Annotated in this window: 19 protein-coding genes; 13 read left to right on the forward strand and 6 right to left on the reverse strand. The window is 66.7% G+C overall.

Features of this window, described 5'->3' with window-relative positions; translation table 11 throughout:
- Positions 1 to 82 precede the first annotated feature (82 nt).
- Genes AC1DKQ_RS09705 through AC1DKQ_RS09725 form a run of 5 tightly spaced genes read left to right on the forward strand, consistent with a single transcriptional unit; the run spans position 83 to position 4,450 of the window.
- Positions 83 to 970, forward strand: coding sequence for a polysaccharide deacetylase family protein (locus AC1DKQ_RS09705; protein WP_476918873.1), 888 nt, complete (start codon positions 83 to 85; stop codon positions 968 to 970).
- Positions 970 to 2,358 (forward strand): MFS transporter, encoded by a 1,389-nt coding sequence (locus tag AC1DKQ_RS09710; RefSeq protein ID WP_476918874.1) that lies wholly within the window; start codon positions 970 to 972, stop codon positions 2,356 to 2,358. The genes AC1DKQ_RS09705 and AC1DKQ_RS09710 overlap by 1 nt, the downstream gene beginning before the upstream one ends.
- The gene (locus AC1DKQ_RS09715; protein ID WP_476918875.1) at positions 2,348 to 3,115 is read left to right on the forward strand and encodes an SDR family NAD(P)-dependent oxidoreductase; all 768 of its coding nucleotides are present in this window, start codon (positions 2,348 to 2,350) and stop codon (positions 3,113 to 3,115) included. The genes AC1DKQ_RS09710 and AC1DKQ_RS09715 overlap by 11 nt, the downstream gene beginning before the upstream one ends.
- Positions 3,116 to 3,135: 20 nt before the next feature.
- Positions 3,136 to 3,858, forward strand: coding sequence for an SDR family NAD(P)-dependent oxidoreductase (locus AC1DKQ_RS09720; protein ID WP_476918876.1), 723 nt, complete (start codon positions 3,136 to 3,138; stop codon positions 3,856 to 3,858).
- Positions 3,859 to 3,898: 40 nt separating this feature from the next.
- Entirely contained in the window at positions 3,899 to 4,450 is a 552-nt protein-coding gene (locus AC1DKQ_RS09725) for a hypothetical protein (RefSeq protein ID WP_476918877.1), read from the forward strand.
- Positions 4,451 to 4,588: 138 nt separating this feature from the next.
- Here the strand turns inward: AC1DKQ_RS09725 and AC1DKQ_RS09730 are convergent, their stop codons facing one another.
- Together AC1DKQ_RS09730 and AC1DKQ_RS09735 are read right to left on the reverse strand one after the other, a co-directional pair.
- The gene (locus AC1DKQ_RS09730) at positions 4,589 to 5,263 is read right to left on the reverse strand and encodes an FMN-binding negative transcriptional regulator (protein ID WP_476918878.1); all 675 of its coding nucleotides are present in this window, start codon (positions 5,261 to 5,263) and stop codon (positions 4,589 to 4,591) included.
- Positions 5,264 to 5,387: 124 nt separating this feature from the next.
- On the reverse strand, positions 5,388 to 6,344 hold the full coding sequence (locus tag AC1DKQ_RS09735; RefSeq protein ID WP_476918879.1) for a DMT family transporter: 957 nt from the start codon (positions 6,342 to 6,344) through the stop codon (positions 5,388 to 5,390).
- Between AC1DKQ_RS09735 and AC1DKQ_RS09740 the strand changes: the two genes are divergently transcribed.
- Positions 6,343 to 7,758 (forward strand): aminotransferase-like domain-containing protein, encoded by a 1,416-nt coding sequence (locus AC1DKQ_RS09740; protein ID WP_476918880.1) that lies wholly within the window; start codon positions 6,343 to 6,345, stop codon positions 7,756 to 7,758. The two genes, AC1DKQ_RS09735 and AC1DKQ_RS09740, sit on opposite strands and share 2 nt — an antisense overlap.
- Before the next feature lie 21 nt (positions 7,759 to 7,779).
- On the opposite strand, the gene AC1DKQ_RS09745 is transcribed toward AC1DKQ_RS09740, so the two are convergent.
- Both AC1DKQ_RS09745 and AC1DKQ_RS09750 read right to left on the reverse strand, forming a co-directional pair.
- Positions 7,780 to 8,184: a type II toxin-antitoxin system VapC family toxin gene (locus tag AC1DKQ_RS09745; RefSeq protein WP_476918881.1), complete on the reverse strand. Its 405-nt coding sequence runs from the start codon at positions 8,182 to 8,184 to the stop codon at positions 7,780 to 7,782.
- Positions 8,185 to 8,192: 8 nt separating this feature from the next.
- Complete coding sequence (locus tag AC1DKQ_RS09750; RefSeq protein WP_476883591.1) at positions 8,193 to 8,531, reverse strand: YnfA family protein; 339 nt, start codon at positions 8,529 to 8,531, stop codon at positions 8,193 to 8,195.
- A 140-nt stretch (positions 8,532 to 8,671) separates the two neighbouring features.
- Here AC1DKQ_RS09750 and AC1DKQ_RS09755 point away from each other — a divergent pair, with 140 nt between their 5' ends.
- The 4 genes from AC1DKQ_RS09755 to AC1DKQ_RS09770 all read left to right on the forward strand — a co-directional run bounded on the left by AC1DKQ_RS09755 (position 8,672) and on the right by AC1DKQ_RS09770 (position 11,865).
- On the forward strand, positions 8,672 to 9,469 hold the full coding sequence (locus tag AC1DKQ_RS09755; RefSeq protein WP_476918882.1) for a dioxygenase family protein: 798 nt from the start codon (positions 8,672 to 8,674) through the stop codon (positions 9,467 to 9,469).
- Between the two features lie 66 nt (positions 9,470 to 9,535).
- On the forward strand, positions 9,536 to 9,850 hold the full coding sequence (locus AC1DKQ_RS09760) for a hypothetical protein (RefSeq protein ID WP_476918883.1): 315 nt from the start codon (positions 9,536 to 9,538) through the stop codon (positions 9,848 to 9,850).
- Positions 9,851 to 9,953: 103 nt separating this feature from the next.
- Positions 9,954 to 10,460, forward strand: a complete 507-nt coding sequence (locus AC1DKQ_RS09765) for a universal stress protein (protein ID WP_476883594.1) — start codon at positions 9,954 to 9,956, stop codon at positions 10,458 to 10,460.
- A 199-nt stretch (positions 10,461 to 10,659) separates the two neighbouring features.
- Complete coding sequence (locus AC1DKQ_RS09770) at positions 10,660 to 11,865, forward strand: DUF998 domain-containing protein (RefSeq protein WP_476883595.1); 1,206 nt, start codon at positions 10,660 to 10,662, stop codon at positions 11,863 to 11,865.
- Positions 11,866 to 11,926: 61 nt separating this feature from the next.
- Here the strand turns inward: AC1DKQ_RS09770 and trxB are convergent, their stop codons facing one another.
- Together trxB and AC1DKQ_RS09780 are read right to left on the reverse strand one after the other, a co-directional pair.
- Entirely contained in the window at positions 11,927 to 12,940 is a 1,014-nt protein-coding gene (gene trxB, locus AC1DKQ_RS09775; protein ID WP_476883596.1) for a thioredoxin-disulfide reductase, read from the reverse strand.
- A gap of 149 nt (positions 12,941 to 13,089) precedes the next feature.
- The gene (locus AC1DKQ_RS09780; RefSeq protein WP_476883597.1) at positions 13,090 to 13,734 is read right to left on the reverse strand and encodes a LysE family translocator; all 645 of its coding nucleotides are present in this window, start codon (positions 13,732 to 13,734) and stop codon (positions 13,090 to 13,092) included.
- Between the two features lie 324 nt (positions 13,735 to 14,058).
- Between AC1DKQ_RS09780 and AC1DKQ_RS09785 the strand changes: the two genes are divergently transcribed.
- From AC1DKQ_RS09785 to AC1DKQ_RS09795, 3 genes are all read left to right on the forward strand, one after another.
- Complete coding sequence (locus tag AC1DKQ_RS09785) at positions 14,059 to 15,654, forward strand: MFS transporter (RefSeq protein ID WP_476918884.1); 1,596 nt, start codon at positions 14,059 to 14,061, stop codon at positions 15,652 to 15,654.
- 275 nt (positions 15,655 to 15,929) lie between these two features.
- On the forward strand, positions 15,930 to 16,388 hold the full coding sequence (locus AC1DKQ_RS09790; RefSeq protein ID WP_476883599.1) for a DUF6325 family protein: 459 nt from the start codon (positions 15,930 to 15,932) through the stop codon (positions 16,386 to 16,388).
- A 1-nt stretch (position 16,389) separates the two neighbouring features.
- Positions 16,390 to 16,548, forward strand: a complete 159-nt coding sequence (locus AC1DKQ_RS09795) for a hypothetical protein (protein ID WP_476883600.1) — start codon at positions 16,390 to 16,392, stop codon at positions 16,546 to 16,548.
- Positions 16,549 to 16,567: the final 19 nt, after the last annotated feature.

Raw genomic sequence — 16,567 nt, forward strand, 5'->3', positions numbered from 1 at the left:
GCCCAAGTCTTCACCAAGGGCCTCGTCCAAACCTCAACAAAAAGCCAAGCCTCAACAAAAAGCGCAGTGAAAGGTTGATCTCATGACTAAGGACATCCAAGTCGCGTTCGGCGTCGACGTGGACGCAGTTGCCGGAATGCTCGGCTCCTACGGGGGTGAAGACTCGCCCTGCGATATCTCCCGCGGCTTGTTCAGCGGCGAGGTCGGCGGCCCGCGGATCATCCGGCTCTTCGAGAAGTACAGCCTGCCCGCCACCTGGTTCGTGCCCGGCCACTCGATCGAGACCTTCCCGGACCTGACGCGGATGATCGTCGACGCCGGGCACGAAATCGGCGTGCACGGGTACTCGCATGAAAACCCCATCGCCATGACCCGCGAGCAGGAGACCGCCATCCTGGACCGCTCGATCGAACTCATCGAAAAGGTCTCCGGCCGACGGCCCACCGGCTATGTCGCTCCCTGGTGGGAATTTTCGCCGGTCACCAACGAGATCCTGCTCGAACGCGGGATCAAATACGACCACTCCCTGATGCACAAGGATTTCGAGCCCTACTACGTCCGGGTCGGCGACAGCTGGAAGAAGATCGACTACACCAAGGCTGCCGAGACCTGGATGGAGCCGCTGGTCAGGGGCACGGAAACCGACCTCGTCGAGATCCCCGCCAACTGGTACCTGGACGATCTCCCTCCCATGATGTTCATCAAGGCGGCCCCGAACTCCCACGGATTCGTCAGCCCCCGGGACATCGAACAAATGTGGCGCGACCAGTTCGACTGGGTGTACCGGGAAATGGATCAGGCCGCGTTCACCATGACCATCCACCCGGACGTCTCGGGCCGCCCCCAGGTCCTGCTAATGCTTGAGCGCCTCATCGAACACATCAACTCCCACGAAGGCGTCAGCTGGCTGACGTTCGACCAGATCGCGGACTCCTTCCTCGCCCGCAGCCCCCGAAAGGAAAACCAGTAATGACCATCCAGCAGCCTGCCGTCGATCTAACGCAACCCGCACCGGACGAAAAACGCCGCTTCCCGGTATTCTCCAAGCACCACACAACCACCGCCACCGTGCTGGCGCTGTGTGCCTGGACCGTCGCCGTGTTCGACTTCGGACTTTTCGGCACCCTCCTGCCGGCCATGCAGCAGGAATTCGGCTGGACCGCGACCGAAGCCTACGCAATCAACACCTGGATCGCCGTCGGCACCGCGATCGTCTGCTTCGGAATCGGCCCCGTCATTGACCGGCTCGGCCGCCGCAAGGGCATGATGACCACTATCGGCGGGACCGCCATTGTCTCCGGCCTGACGGCCCTGATCCCCACCGGAATCCCGTTCCTCAGCAATGGCTTGCTGGTGCTGATCCGTTCCTTCGGCGGGCTCGGATTCTCGGAGCAGGCCGTCAACGCGACCTACATGAACGAGGTCTACCAGGTCACCGAAGTCGCCGACAAGCGCAAGCGTCCCGGTTTCCACTACTCCTTCATCCAAGGCGGCTGGCCGCTGGGCTTCCTGCTCGCCAGCGCCCTCGCCCTCGTCTTCCTGCCGTCCCTTGGCTGGCGGGCCCTTTACCTGATGGCGTGCGTTCCGGCAGCAGTCATAGTGTGGCTCATTGCCAAGAAACTGAAGGAGACGCCGCAGTTCGAACTGCACCACAAGCTGACCCAACTTGAGAAGAGCGGCAAGACCGAGGAAGCCCACTCCCTGGCCCATGCATTCGGCGTCGAGCACTCCTCCGCGGCCCCCCTCAAGCGCATCTGGGAGCCGCACCTGCGCCGGAACACGATCGTCTTCTCCTTGGCCTGGATCTTCAACTTCTTCGGCATCCTGATCTTCAGCATTCTCGGCAGCTCCGTCCTGAAGAACGCCAAGGGTGTGGAACTTTCCGATGCCTTCTGGATGCTGATCGTCATCAACGGGCTGGCGTACTTTGGCTACGTCTTCCACGGGTGGCTCGGTGACAAGATCGGCCGGAAGCGGACCATCATCGGCGGCTGGATTCTCTCCGGCATTTCGTTCACCATCATGCTCAGCCCCATCGCCACGGACCCCTTCATGATCATCGTGACCTACGGTGCTGGACTGTTCTTCCTGGTCGGGCCGTACGCCGCGATCCAGTACTTCATGGCCGAGTGCTACCCGGTCAGCTGCCGTGCCACCGGCACCGCCTTCATCGGCGCCATGAGCCAGCCCGGCACCATTCTCGGCGGGTTCCTGTTCACGCTGGCGGCCGCGAGCATGGGGACCGGCGCTGCAGCCCTGTGGGTCGGCGCGGCCGGAACGCTGTTCTCCGGCCTTCTGATGATCGCCGCGAAGCCGCCGGCCGAGGCCCTGCTCGAGGATCACCCCCATGACGCCTGAGAACAGGGTGGCCGTCATCACGGGAGCGGCCAGCGGCATTGGACGGGCCCTCGCGGTCCACTACGCCCACCGCGGCGTGCATTCGGTGATCGGCACCTTTCCGGGCGACCCGCACGACCCGGAGGAAACCCTTCGCCTGGTGAAAACCGCCGGCGGCCAGGGGGTCATCCACGAAGTGGACGTCCGCAGTACCCCCTCCGTCGACGCCTTTGCCGAACGCGCCGTCCAGGAGTACGGCCGGCTGGACTACGCGGTGGCCAACGCCGGAATCCTGCGCAACTCACCGCTGGAGGAGATGACCGATCAGCGCTGGCACGACATGCTCGACGTCGACCTCACGGGCGTGATGCGGACCCTGCGCGCCGGGTCCGTGAGGATGTCCGACGGCGGAGCGATGGTTGCAGTGTCTTCCATTGCCGGCGGCGTCTACGGGTGGGAGGAACATGCCCACTACGCAGCCGCCAAAGCCGGCGTCCTCGGGCTGATCCGAAGTGTGGCCGCCGAGTTGGGGCGGCGCGGCATCCGCGCCAACGCCGTAATCCCCGGCCTGATCGAAACTCCGCAGTCGCTGGATCCGGTGAACTCCCTAGGGCCCGAGGGCCTGCAGCGCGCCGGTCTGGAAATCCCCTGGGGCCGCGTGGGACGGCCCGAAGAGGTGGCCAGCGTGATCGGCTTCCTGACCTCCGATGACGCTGTCTACGTCACGGGCCAGTCCCTGATCGTCGACGGCGGCCTCACCATCAAGATGCGTGCCTAAAAATCCCCGGAAGGACAAGCATGAACAACCCTGAGGCCTCCCGCAACACCGAGGGCCGCGCCGTTGTGGTCACGGGCGGAGCCAGCGGCATCGGCAAGGCCATCGCCGAAGCCTTCTCCGCCAATGGCGACAGAGTCGCTGTCTTGGACCGCTCGGGCGCGGCGGGAAGCATCGCCGTCGACGTCTCAGATGAAGCGAGCGTGAAGGCGGCCTTTGCCGCCGCACGCTCCCAGCTCGGCACCATCGACATTCTCGTGAACAGCGCCGGCCTGCTGACGGAATCGCCGCTGGAGGACATGACGCTGGCCATGTGGAACGAGACGATTGCGGTGGATCTGACGGGTGTCTTCCTCTGCTGCCGGGAGGTGGTGGGGGAGATGCGGCAGCAGAAGTGGGGCCGCATCATCAACATCGCCTCCCAGCTGGCCATCAAGGGCGGAACCGGGCTCAGCCACTACAGCGCCGCGAAAGCCGGAGTCGTGGGGCTGACCAAGGCCCTGGCCCTTGAAACTGCCGCAGACAACGTGCTGGTCAACAGCATCGCCCCGGGCCCCATCGAAACGCCCCTGGTTGATGGCATCTCCGAGGAGTGGAAGGCGGCGAAGCGTGCCGGGCTGCCGCTGCTGCGCTTCGGGCTGGCGGCCGAGGTGGCCCCGACTGCGCTGCTTCTCGCCAGCGATCCGGGCGGCAATCTGTACGTCGGGCAGACACTCGGGCCCAATTCCGGCGATGTCATGCCCTAGGAGGGTCTCTCACATGTGCGGTGCCTGCGGACGAAGTGAGGTGAGCGATCCCGTCCTGGGGACTACCAGGACGCTGCGGCAGCACCTGATCGTCGCCCAAACGATCAACGCGGCCTGCCAATCCTGGCCGGGAGCCCCGAAAGTGGCCGCGACCAGCGGAGGCTGGCTGGTCTCGGGACCGACGGGAGCCACCGAAGCCGTGTCGACTGTCGAAGCGCTGTGGACCACTGTCCTGCGGCGCAGGCCGGGGGTGACGTGGCGGGACTTGAGTGCCGCCGCGGACCTGGAAACGGGGGACCTGGGCACGGAAGACCGGGAAGCTCCGGACCTGGAAACGGGGGACCTGGGCACGGAAGACCGGGAAGCTCCGGACCTGGGCACGGAAGACCGGGAAGCTCCGGACCTGGGCACGGAAGACCGGGAAGCTCCGGACCTGGAAACGGGGGACCTGGGCACGGAAGACCGGGAAGCTCCGGACCTGGGCACGGCAGACCTGGAAGCGGGGGAGCTGGGCACGGCAGACCTGGCGCTCCGGGTGCTGAGCCTTGGCCACGAGATGGCACAGGATTCCGCTATAGAAACGGGCGCGTGACGCGCAAAAGGTCCTTCGCTACGGGTATACCCGTAGCGAAGGACCTTCTGCGCGTCGCTGCTGCGAAATCGCAGCGAAAACGGCCGGGCTAGCGGCGCGGCCGGTGCCAGGCTCAGGAGCCGGGCCAGCCATCAGCCATCAGGAAGCAGGCCCGGCCGGGGCGTCGGAGTGTGGGCAGCGAATCTGCTCGCGGGCTTCACGCGCGTGCTCGACGTCGGCGGCGCTTTGCATCTGCCCGCGGGCCCGCAGCCCGGCCACCACACCGTCAACGTCGGCGTCGGGCCGGTTCTGGCTCAGCTTGTGCTTCGCCTCGATCCGGGTGATGAGGAGTTCGACGCCGACGATCGCGCGCAGCTGGCCGGCAATGTAGCGCTCGGGGGCGTCGTCAACAGTCCACGGCCGCTCGGAGCCGGCTTCATTGTGATCACTCAGCCGCCGCACATGGCTGGCCAGCCAGGCGGGATCGTCGTGGATGACGAGGTTGCCGTACACGTGGACGGTGGAATAGTTCCAGGTTGGAACGACCCGTCCGTGCTCTGCCTTGGAGGCGTACCACGACGGCGAAATATAGGCGTCCGCACCTTGGATGATGGCGAGCGATTCGCCGGCGGCAGGCTCGGACCACTGGGGATTGTTGCGGGCGAGGTGCCCGTGCAAGGCTCCGTGTTCACCGGCCGTCGGGTCGAAGACAAAGGGCATGAGCGTGGCGAGGATGCCGTTCGCCGTTGCGGTGATCAGGTTGGCGGCGGCCGGGCGGCTTAGCAGCTGTTGGACTGAATCGGGGCCGGCAGCGAAATGTGCGGGGATGTACACGGGAATCTTCCATTCGGATGGCGGATGGCGGATGGGATACGGGTTGCGGAGTGTGGGGCGTTGGATGGGGCAGGGGTGCGGGTGCCGGCAAGGGCGTGGCCGGACCGGGGCGCGGTCAGGGGGACTATTGGGCCCTCACCTCCGCCATCTCCTTGGCTTTGGGCGGACCGGAGCGCGAGCGGACGGCCAGGCCTGCACAGAAGACCACCGCGGCGCCGCCGATGATGGTGGTCCAGGTCAGGTCCTCGGCCAGGATGAGTCCGGCCCAGCAGATGCTCAGCACCGGCTGGACGAGCTGGATCTGGCTGATCTGCGCCATGGGGCCGATGGCCAGGCCGCGGTACCAGGCGAAGAAGCCGAAAAACATGCTCACGACCCCAAGGTACGCGAAAGCCGCCCACTGCACAGGAGTGGCGGACGGCGGCTGACCGGCCATGGAGAAGGCGGCCATGCCAACCATCAGGGGAGATGCGAGAACAAGTGCCCAGGAAACGGTCTGCCACGCGCCGAGTTCGCGGGCCAGCTTGCCACCTTCGGCGTAGCCGATGGCCGCTGACACGACGGCGCCGAAGAGCAGCAGGTCCGCCAGTTGCAGTTGTCCGATTCCGCCGGACTGCACAGACGCGAAGCCGATGGCCGCCGCCGCGCCGACGCCGGTGAGGGCCCAAAAAGTGATGGACGGGCGTTCGTGGCCGCGAAGGACTGCCATCGTCGCCGTCGCGGCCGGGAGCAGCGCGATGACGACAGCGCCGTGGCTGGCGGGAACGGAGACGAGGGCGAAGGAAGTCAGCAGCGGGAAACCGACCACCACTCCGCCGGCGACCACGGCGACGCGGGCCCACTGGGCGCGGCGGGGCGGGCGCTGCCGGGTCAGGGCGAGGGCGCATGCGGCAAGGACGGCGGCGACAACGGCCCGTCCCGATCCGATGAACAGCGGCGACAGCCCGGCAACCGCCACCCGGGTGAACGGAACCGTGAAGGAGAAGGCCGCGACGCCGAGCAGTCCCCACCACAGTCCGGTTGCCGGCCGGGTGGATAGCGGTTGGTCAATAACGATAGTAGCGCTACTGTTGTCTCTCATGTACAACGATAGCACCTCGCGAATTGCGGCACAGCTCCGGGAATGGATTGCCGATGCCGCGCCCGGCGCCCGGTTGCCCTCGACGCGGTCCCTGGTTGCCGAATACCAGGCCAGCCCGGTGACCGTGCAGAAGGTGCTCCGCATGCTCGACGCGCAGGGCCTGATCGAGAGCCGCCCCGGCGTCGGAACCTTCGTGCGGGCCGTCCGGACAGCCCGGCCTGCGGACTACGGTTGGCAAACATCCGCGCTGGGCTCGCCGCGGGCGCCGTTGCGGCCCGTTTCCACCGCCATGCGCAGCGCCCCGAACGATGTCATCGCCTTCCACTCCGGCTATCCGGAGCGGGAACTCCTGCCCGAGCGCCTGGTGCGGGCGGCCTTGACGCGCGCAGCCCGGGGCGAGGCGGCCCTGTCGCGTCCCCCCGCCGCTGGCCTGCCCGAACTGCAGTCGTGGTTCGCGCATGAACTCCGCACCGCTACGCCGGCCGGCGTCACGCCGCCAACCCCGAGCGACGTGGTCGTGCTCCCCGGCAGCCAGAGCGGGCTCAGTTCCGTATTCCGGGCACTGGTTGGCAGCGGGCAGCCCCTGCTCGTGGAATCGCCGACCTACTGGGGGGCTATTCTGGCTGCGGCGCAGGCCGGTGTCCGGGTTGTTCCGGTGCCGAGCGGCCCCGAGGGCCCGGACCCGCAGGAGCTGGCCCGCGCCTTTGAGGAGACCGGCGCGCGGGTGTTCTATGCGCAGCCTAACTACGCCAATCCCACCGGTGCGCAGTGGCCGGCCCGGGTGGGGGAGCAGGTGCTGGAGGTGGTGCGGTCCTACGGGGCGTTCCTGGTTGAGGACGACTGGGCGCACGATTTCGGCATCACCACCGTTGCGGCGCCCGTTGCCGCCCGTGACGATTCCGGCCATGTGGTCTACCTCCGCTCGCTGACCAAGAGCGTGTCCCCGGGCATCCGCGTTGCTGCGGTAATTGCGCGCGGCCCGGCACGCGACCGCATCCTGGCGGAGCGCGGGGCCGAATCGATGTATGTCAGCGGCGTTCTCCAGGCGGCCGCGCTCGACGTGGTCACGCAGCCGGCGTGGCAGACGCACCTGCGCGGGCTACGGCACCAGCTCCTGGTCCGCCGGGACCTGCTGGTCAGCAGCCTGCGGGAGTATGCCCCCCAGGCCCATGTGGAACACGTGCCCACGGGCGGGCTGAACCTCTGGGCACGCCTGCCCGACGGGACCGACGTCGACCAGGTTGTCCGTGACTGCGAGCACGCCGGGGTCATTATCGCCGCGGGCACCGAGTGGTTCCCGGCCGAGCCGGCGGGACCGTACATCCGGCTCAACTTCGCTGGACCCAACCCGGGTGCTTTCCGGGAGGGCGCCCGGATCCTTGGCCAGGTGCTCGACCGTACTGCCGCCCGGTAGGGCTGGTCCGGAGGGTCCACGTTAGTCAAGGGCGAGCAGAGCCTGGGGTTCCGCGATGATCACCAGTCCCTGAACTGCCATGGCCAGCCCGGCATCGAGAGTCACAAATGCGTCTGCCTGAAGCTGGGTCAGGGCCACGTATTCTGCGGCGAAGGTGTCTTCCCATCCGAGATGCTCGGCGAGCCTCCACGCGGTGCGCTGCAGGACGCGGTCGCCGAGGAGCCGGATCCGAAGGCCGCGGAGGTAGTCGAGCTGACGGTCGGCGTCGGCCTGCGTCACCTCGCCGCGCCGGACCGACTGGTACAGGAGCGAGAGCACCTGCGAGCGAAGGAGCGTCGGCGCCACCAGGTGGTGTTCGTCGGCGATCGCCGCCCCGGCGCGGGCGAGATGGAGGGCCACATCCGGGCCAATCACAAAGCGGGTCATTGTCGCCTTCAGCCTGCGTCGCGGGGAACGAACATGATGACGGCGACGCCGAACAGGCAGATCACTGTTCCCAGGACGTCCCACCGGTCGGGCCTAAAGCCGTCGAAGATCATGCCCCAGGCCAGGGAGCCGGCCACGAACACGCCGCCGTAGGCGGCGAGAATCCGTCCGAAATGGGCGTCCGGCTGGAGCGTCGCGGCAAAGCCGTAGATCCCCAGCGCCGCGACCCCCAGCCCCGCCCACCACCAGTCCCGGCCCTCGCGGACGGACTGCCAGATGAGCCAGGCCCCGCCAATTTCAGCGGCCGCCGCCAGGATGAAGAGCATGATCGTTTTCGCGATAGTCACTTGTTCATGATGGCACTGCCTTGCTGACGACAGTGTCGCGATGCTGGCACAGTCTCCTCGTTTGGGCCGCGCCCGGGTGGTGACCGCGGCCAGCCTTCGAGAAACTTGAAGCTTCAATAAAATCGAGGTACGATATTTTCATGACTCAGACTGCCGACCGGCCTCCGGTCCTCTTCCTTAGCCATGGAGCGCCGCCGCTGGCCGACGACGCCACGTGGACCCGTGAACTCAATGACTGGTCCGGCACGTTCGGCAAACCCAAGGACATCCTCATGGTCTCCGCCCACTGGGAAAATGCCCCGGTGACGCTCAGCGCCACCGGGCGCGATCCGGGGCTGGTGTATGACTTCGGAGGCTTCGCCCAGAAGTACTACGAGGTGGCCTTTGACGCCCCGCAGGCGCCTGAGCTCGCTTCCGAAGTGGAAAAGCTCGTGGCCGCCCACGGCCACCATGTGGAGCGCGATGAAAGCCGCGGCCTGGACCACGGAGCCTACGTTCCGCTGAAAGAGATGTACCCGGCAGCGGACGTGCCGGTGGTGCAGATGTCCATGCCGACCCTAAATCCGCAAGGACTGTTCGACCTCGGGGTCTCGCTGGGGCCCCTGCGGGAGCGGGGCACCCTGATCGTCGGATCAGGCTTCACTACGCACAACCTGCGCTGGTTCAATCCCGCCGGCGGACCGGACAGCGCTCCGCCCGCTGCCTCGAGCGAATTTGACCACTGGGCCGAGGAAGCCATGACCCGCGGCGACGTCGACTCCATCCTCGACTTCCTGAACAAGGCGCCGGCCGCCCGCGAAGCGCACCCCCGCAGTGAGCACTGGGCTCCGCTCTATGTTGCCCTCGGGGCCGCCTACGCTTCGGGAGACATCCAGGCCAAGACGGCGATCGACGGGTTCTGGTTCGGGCTGTCCAAACGCTCGTGGACCCTGACGTAAACACTGGGCACATGTGTCGCACGACGTAGCGCCACGCGGGCAGACTACGCGGCCGCCGCAGCGGCCGTGCTCAGCTCCGCCGGGCACGATGGCCGCACGTACGAGCTCTCCGGCGACTACGCCTGGGACTTCAAGGAACTGGCGTCGGCGGTCGCCAAGATCGCGGGCAGGGAAGTGGTCTACGGTCCGGTTTCGGCACCCGAGCTGGTTAAAGTGCTGACCACTGCCGGGCTGGACGAAGGCACCGCAGGATTCCTCGCCGCCCTGGACGTGGACACCGAAGCCGGTCTGCTGGCTACCGTTACGGGCGAGCTGTCCGGGCTGATCGGAAGGCCGACGACGCCGCTGCTGCAAGCTCTGGAGGCCGTCGCCGCGAGCTAATGCCTTCGCCGAAGGGCCAGCAATGGGCATAATGAAGGCGTGGATTCTCTGCACGCCCCGGGCATAGGCGGCCAGCGGGTGCAGGCCTCACCTGATGGGTTCCGTGGAACCGCCAGCTGATTTCGGGCAGGCCGGTGACGGGGCGTGGACGGACGGCCCGCTGGTTCTCGGCGTGCCATGGGCATTCGAAGAGCGGTTGGTCAGGGCTGCCGCAGGGCTGGCCGCGATCATGGGGACGCATTTGATCTGCGCATTCGTGGACCCGGCAAGCTATCTCACGGAGTGGGAGCCGGCCGGTGTCGTGGACAGCAGTTCCTTGGATCCCGCCCGCAACGTGGAAGCCGAATTCCCCGCCTCTCAGCTGCTCGGCGGCCTCGAGGGCATTCTCGGGCCGCCGGGAGGGGCATGGTCCTTCAGGGTGCTGAACGGGGAAGTCGCGCAGGCGCTGGGCCGGCTGGCGGAAAGCACGGATGCAGCCGCGCTGATAGTCGGCGGCCAGCGGCCCGGGCGGATTGCCCGGATGAGCCGGCTGCTGGAGGGCTCGGTCAGCGTGTCCCTGACACGTCTGCAGGCCAGGCCCGTGCTGATCATTCCGCACCTGGGGCCTTAACCCGCGGCCGGCCATGCCGCCCGCGGGAATAGGTACGGCGCTCACGCCCTCCCGCCCAGCACCGGGGGATTCATCCGCTCTGGGTGAGGGCACCAAGCCCACGCGGTCCTATCGTTGGGCTATCGTCGGCGGAGGCCGCCCAGGCTGGCCCCGCCGGCGGAACTGCACCGGTTGCCACGCCAGCGAATCGAAGTGAGTGATGTCGGATCCAACCCACCGCGCAGCCGTCACGGCCGAGTCGCGGGCCCTCGTCATCGGCAGCGCCAGCTTCCTGGCCCTCGGCGTCGTCGCGTTCCTTCTGGTCGGGCGGGAACCTGTCCCGTTGTCCGGACGAGGATCGGCCGGTGACATGGCGGCCCTTGGCACCGCGGTTCTGGGGGCCGGGGCAGTGGTGGCCGGTTGCGTGCAACGCGGGCAGCCCTGGTCACTGCCAGCCCCGTCATCATCAGCCCTGGCATCATCAACCCCGTCATCATCAGCACTGTCATCATCAACCCCGTCATCATCAACACGGGGCAGCCGGATTCGCAGTTTCATCGACATCACCGGCCTCGCACTGGCCCACGCGTGCATCTTCTTGCTCGGCTGGCTGGCGCTTTTCGCGATCTTCCAGCAGGCGTTCGTCGGGGCCGTCCTCTATCCGGTGGCGGCGGCCATCCTCGTCGGGACCACGGGCGCCATCAGCGCCTACACCGCTTACCTCTCCGCGCTCAGCATGACCGCCTACCGTCTCTCCGCACTCCTCGCCGGATTCCTGGTCATTGGAATACTCACGAGCATGCTCACCGCTGAGAACCCGCAATGGTGGCAGGAGAACCTCAGCGCCCTCGGCATGAGCTCCGACGTTTCCGGGGTGGCGTTCAACTTCACCCTGATCGTCGCCGGCGTCGTGGTCACCACCCTGGCGGGCTATGCGACGACGACACTCGCGGCGACCGCGACCACCTCCGCGGCACGGCATCGGGTCGGGGTGCTCGAAGGCGGCATCGTACTCATCGGCGTCTTCCTCGCCGGCGTGGGACTCTTCCCCGTCGATGAGCGCTTCGGGATCCACACCCTGTTCGCTTCCGGCATGGTAGTGGTGTTCGCGTCCCTGATCGTCCGCATCCGGGCCCTGGTACCCTCTATCTCGGCGACCTTCGCTGCGCTCGGATGGGTCTTCCTGGCAGTCATCGTCGTCGCTGCCGTGATGTGGTTCCCTGTCGGCTACTACAACCTCACCGCCGTCGAGCTCATCGCCGCCTCGCTGGTCTTCGCGTGGCTCATCGTCCTGATCCGCAACCTCGCTGCCGTCGACGCCGACCAGCTCGACGAAACCCTTCAAGCGCGCCCGCTGTCACAGCGCGCCGGTCCGGCAGCCCGGCCTGCCCCAAGCGCAACAGACGGAACCCCGGCCGAACCGTGAGTGTTCTGTCCCCGCAATTGCAGCGGGCAGGCGTGAAGCTGCCCGTGCCCGGCGCTGCGCTCTACGAGTGGGTGGGTTCCTCGACCAGGGCGGTGGCGATGCTGTCGGCATCGTCAAGCGCGGCAAGGTAGCGTTCGGCGTCGAGGGCCGCGGCGCAGCCGGTGCCGGCGGCAGTGATGGCCTGCCGGTAGCGGTGGTCCACGGCGTCCCCGCAGGCGAAGACGCCGGAAAGGTTTGTGACCGTTGTGGGGGAGTCCACTTTGATGTAGCCGTCGGCGTCGAGGTCCACCTGGCCGCCGAGCAGTTCGGTCCGAGGTAGATGGCCGATCGCGACGAAGATGCCGGTGGCGCCGTGGTGACGGGTTTCACCGGTTCGGGTGTCGGTCAGGGTGACACCGGTGACCTTGGAGTCGCCGTGGATGGCGGTGACTGCGGAGTGCCACGCGAAGCTGATCTTGGGGTTGTCCTTGGCGCGCTGGGCCATGATGCGGGAGGCGCGGAGCTCGCCCTTGCGGACCACCACCGTGACGGTCTTCCCAAAGCGCGTCAGGAAGGTGGCTTCCTCCATGGCCGAGTCGCCGCCGCCTACCACGATGATGTCCTGGTCCCGGAAGAAAAAGCCGTCGCAGGTGGCGCACCAGGACAGTCCGTGGCCGCTAAACTTCTTCTCCTCCGGCAGGCCGAGTTCCTTGTAGGCGGAACCCGTGGCGAGGATGACGGCGGGCGCCACATGCGCCTCGCCGGCTCCGGTGACCACGCGCTTGAGATGGCCGGCGAGGCGTACTTCGGTGACGTCGTCGAACACCACCTGGGCACCGAACTTCTCGGCCTGTTGCTGGAGTCCGTCCATCAATTCCGGGCCCTGAATGCCGCCCGGGAAGCCGGGGAAGTTCTCCACCTCGGTGGTGTTCATGAGGGCGCCGCCGGCGGTGACGGCCCCGGCGATGACCAGCGGCTCGAGGCCGGCGCGGGCGGCGTAGATTGCCGCGGTGTAGCCGGCAGGGCCGGATCCGATGATGATGAGCTGTTGGGTGCCAGCGGCTTCGATGGCTGGCTCGACTGGGTTGTGGGGCATTGGATTACGCCATCCCTCCGGGAGAGCATGTGGCGTTCATACTTGCACACGGTCCCAGTGCCGTCCATCACCCGTTTCGGGTGACCCGCAGGCCTTCGCGAGGTGGCGCGGCGGCGCGGTGCGGTGAAGGGAGCGGCTAGGGGGAGCGGCTATGCGGAGACCAGCGTCTGCGTCAGAATCGTGCCGCCGACCCCGACCAGGACCGCGCCAGAACTCCCGACGACGATCCGGCTGGTTCGGGGCTTGGCGAGAAAACCTGTCACCTTTTTGAGAGCGCTGAGCACCAGAACGTACCAGGCCAACGCGATCAGTAGAAAAATGCCTGCCATCAAGGAGTGCTGGGCGAGGGGCGGCAACGGGGCAACAGTGAATTGCGGGAACAGAGACAAGTAGAAGACGGCGACTTTCGGGTTGAGCAGGTTGCTCACTACTCCCTGCACGAAAGGCGAACTCCCGCCGGGTTGGCGTCCAGAGCCGGGTGCCGCGGGCAGGCTGTCTTTTATGGGATCTCTGGCGAACGCCTCTGCGAGCGCCCGGGCACCAAGGTAGAGCAGATACGCGGCCCCGGCGATCCGGATTATGGTCCCAACAACCTCCGATGTCCCCAGCAGCGCCGTGACACCGAGCACGGCCAGCGCGGCAAGAATAGTGTTGCCCACCATGATTCCGGCGACGGCCGTTGCTGCGGCCCGAGGGCCGCGGGCCGCATTCCTGAGGACGAGCGCAAAGTCCGGGCCGGGTACCAGGACCACGACGAGGCAGGTCAGCACAAAGGCCGTTAGCTGTTCGACCATCTTGGTTTACCTCCGGGGATCGGGCTCTTGGTGGGACGTGAAAAACTGCCTTGGATTTGAGCCAGGGCAGTCTTCTAGGTTAGGCCATCCCAGGTGTGGCCAGCGTTCCCTGGGCTTCGGAATCATGGGGGCTGAAACCTCACCCGCCGGGAATGATTCGGACTTGGTAAGTGGCCGCTAGCGTGGCAACAACATCGCATTACGGTGAGCAATGGCGAGATATGTTCCAGCAGCGCCGTGCTCCTGCGTGCGCCTGCCCAGAGGAGGCGGCATGTCCGGCTGTGAAACGACCAGGGACGCGGCTCGCCGCGGGGACGGCCAACCATGAACTCTCCCAACGACGGCGACGCGCAGACGGTGCCGTTCAACCAAAGACTCGCTCTGCTGCTGGCGATGGCGATGTTCGTCCTCGTCGTGGATACGTCAATCATGAACGTCTCGATCTCCGCCGTGGTGAACGACATCGGCGCGACCGTCAGCGGACTCCAGTCGACAATCGCCCTTGAGGCGCTGGTCTCCGCCGCCTTCATCCTGATCGGCGGCAAGATCGGCGACCTGATCGGGCGCAAGCGCGCCTACGTCATCGGGCTTTGTTGCTACGCCGTCGGCGCCGTGGCGATGACCCTGGCCCAGAGTCTGCTCCCGATCATCATCTGCTGGGCCCTGATCGGCGGCCTTGGCGCCTCGCTGCTCCTTCCCGCCATGCAGTCCCTTATCCACGGAAATTTCGAGGGAGATGCCCAGCACCGGGTCTACGCCCTGGTCGGCGCCTCGGCCGCGATCGCTGCCGCCGTCGGGCCTCTGCTCGGCGGCTTCCTCACCACTTTCTTGTCTTGGCGCGTCGCCTTCCTGCTTGAGGCCCTCATCATCGCGGTCGTCCTATCCGGCATCAGGCTCGTCAAGGACGTGCCCTACACCGGGCCCCGGGAGCTGGATCTCTTCGGATCATTCCTGTCCATTGTGGGCATGGGCGGCGTCGTGCTCGGCATCTTGGTCTGGCAGGAAGGCGGCGAGGCTGTGGGCGCACTCCTGGCCGTTGGTGCCGTCGGGCTGGGCGGCCTGGTCTACTGGCTCGTTCAGCGCAAACGCCGGGACAAGCCGACACTGCTGGACCCAGACCTATTCCAAACCAAAACGTTCCGCTTTGGTGCAACGGGACAAATGCTCCAGCAGATCGCTCTGGGCGGCACCATGATCGTGCTGCCCATCTACCTTCAGATGGTGCTCGGATACAACGCGATGCAGTCAGGGCTGTCGATCGCCCCGCTCTCGCTGACCATGTTCGCGGTCGCGATGCTCGCCGGGAAGAGGTCCGGGAGGCGGCGCCCGGCCGGCCTCATACGGTTTGGGTTCCTGTTCCTGATTGTGGGTTTGGTGGTGCTGGTCCCGATCGTCCCGCGCGCGGACTCCGGCTGGTGGCTCCTGATCCCGCTGATCATCGCAGGATCTGGCCTGGGGCTGCTGGTATCCCAGCTCAACAACTACACCTTGTCCCCGATTTCGGACGATCGGGTCAGTGAGGCCGCCAGCGTGAACTCGGCCGCGGGATCGTTCGGGTTATCGTTCGGGCTCGCGTTCGCCGGCGGCATCATGCTGGCATCGTTGTCGACCATCTTCATCGGCTTGTCGAATGCCAGCACGGTCCTCCCGCCCGACGATAAGCAGCAGGTCGCGACGGTACTGGAAGACGACGCCCAGGTGATGAGCGACGCGCAACTCCAGGAACAGATCGCCGGCCAGCCGGAGGACATCCAGAACGAAATCATCCGCATCAACACGGAGGCACGGCCCCTGGCCCTTCAGATCGCACTGTTCGTCCCGATCCTTGCCGGCCTCGCCGGGCTCGGCACCTCCTTCCGCATGATGCGGATCCCTGACCCCAAGCCGGCCGGCACCGGCGAGGGGAGCATCCTGGGCTGAGCCTTGTGCCGACGGCGGCCCAGACCCGATCTGCGCAGCATTTCCGCTCAAGGTTGCAGGAGGCTGTAGCCGACGAAGAAGGGCCCGATCGCTTGGGCGAGCGTTGCCGCTATCCTGCGTCCGTGGCGCTGCAGCCAGAATGGGTACACCACTCTCATGTGGTCGGTAAGGTCACCCGGGGCGGGTGAGGCGCTGCGGCTCACCGGAGGCACAGGATGGAACTTCGGCGGTCCGTCGGATTGCCTTGTACCCACTGAGAAACGGAGGTCATCAGTATGGCTGAGACACTGGATGAACTAGGGCCGGTGGACTGGCTCGTCGTAGAGTTCCCCGGGCCCGACTTCGGCAAGGGCCAGATCGCCCCGTTCCTGGAGGACCTGGTCAAGCGTGATCTCATCAGGGTGCTCGACATGGTGTTCCTGAGGAAAACCGACGATGGCACGCTCGAGACGGCCGAAATCTCCGACCTCGACCCGAGCGAGCTCGGCGAGGTGCGCACGGCCGAGGCCGACCTTGCCATGGTGCTCTCTGAGCAGGACGTCATTGACCTGGCCGAGACGATCGAGCCAGGCCACTCCGCTGCGGTGCTCGTCTGGGAAAACCTGTGGGCAGCTCCGTTCGGCTCGGCCGTCCGCAAGGCCGGCGGCCAGCTCGTGGCCAGCGGCCGGATCCCGACCCAGGCCGTCATCGCCGCCTTCGAAGCCGACGCCGAAGAAGCAAAGGAAGGAGCCTGACATGCCACTGGCAGCACGACGCAGGCGAAGGACCGCCGCCGCCGTCGGCGGGGCCGTTGTCGTCGCCCACGGGATAAACCGTCGCGGGGACCGCCGTGACGACCGCCGTGACGACCGGCGGGACGACCGCGGCGACCGGCGGGACGACCGCCGCGACTGACACCACAGAGCCGGCTCCC

The organism is Arthrobacter sp. 05L421 (assembly GCF_056397785.1).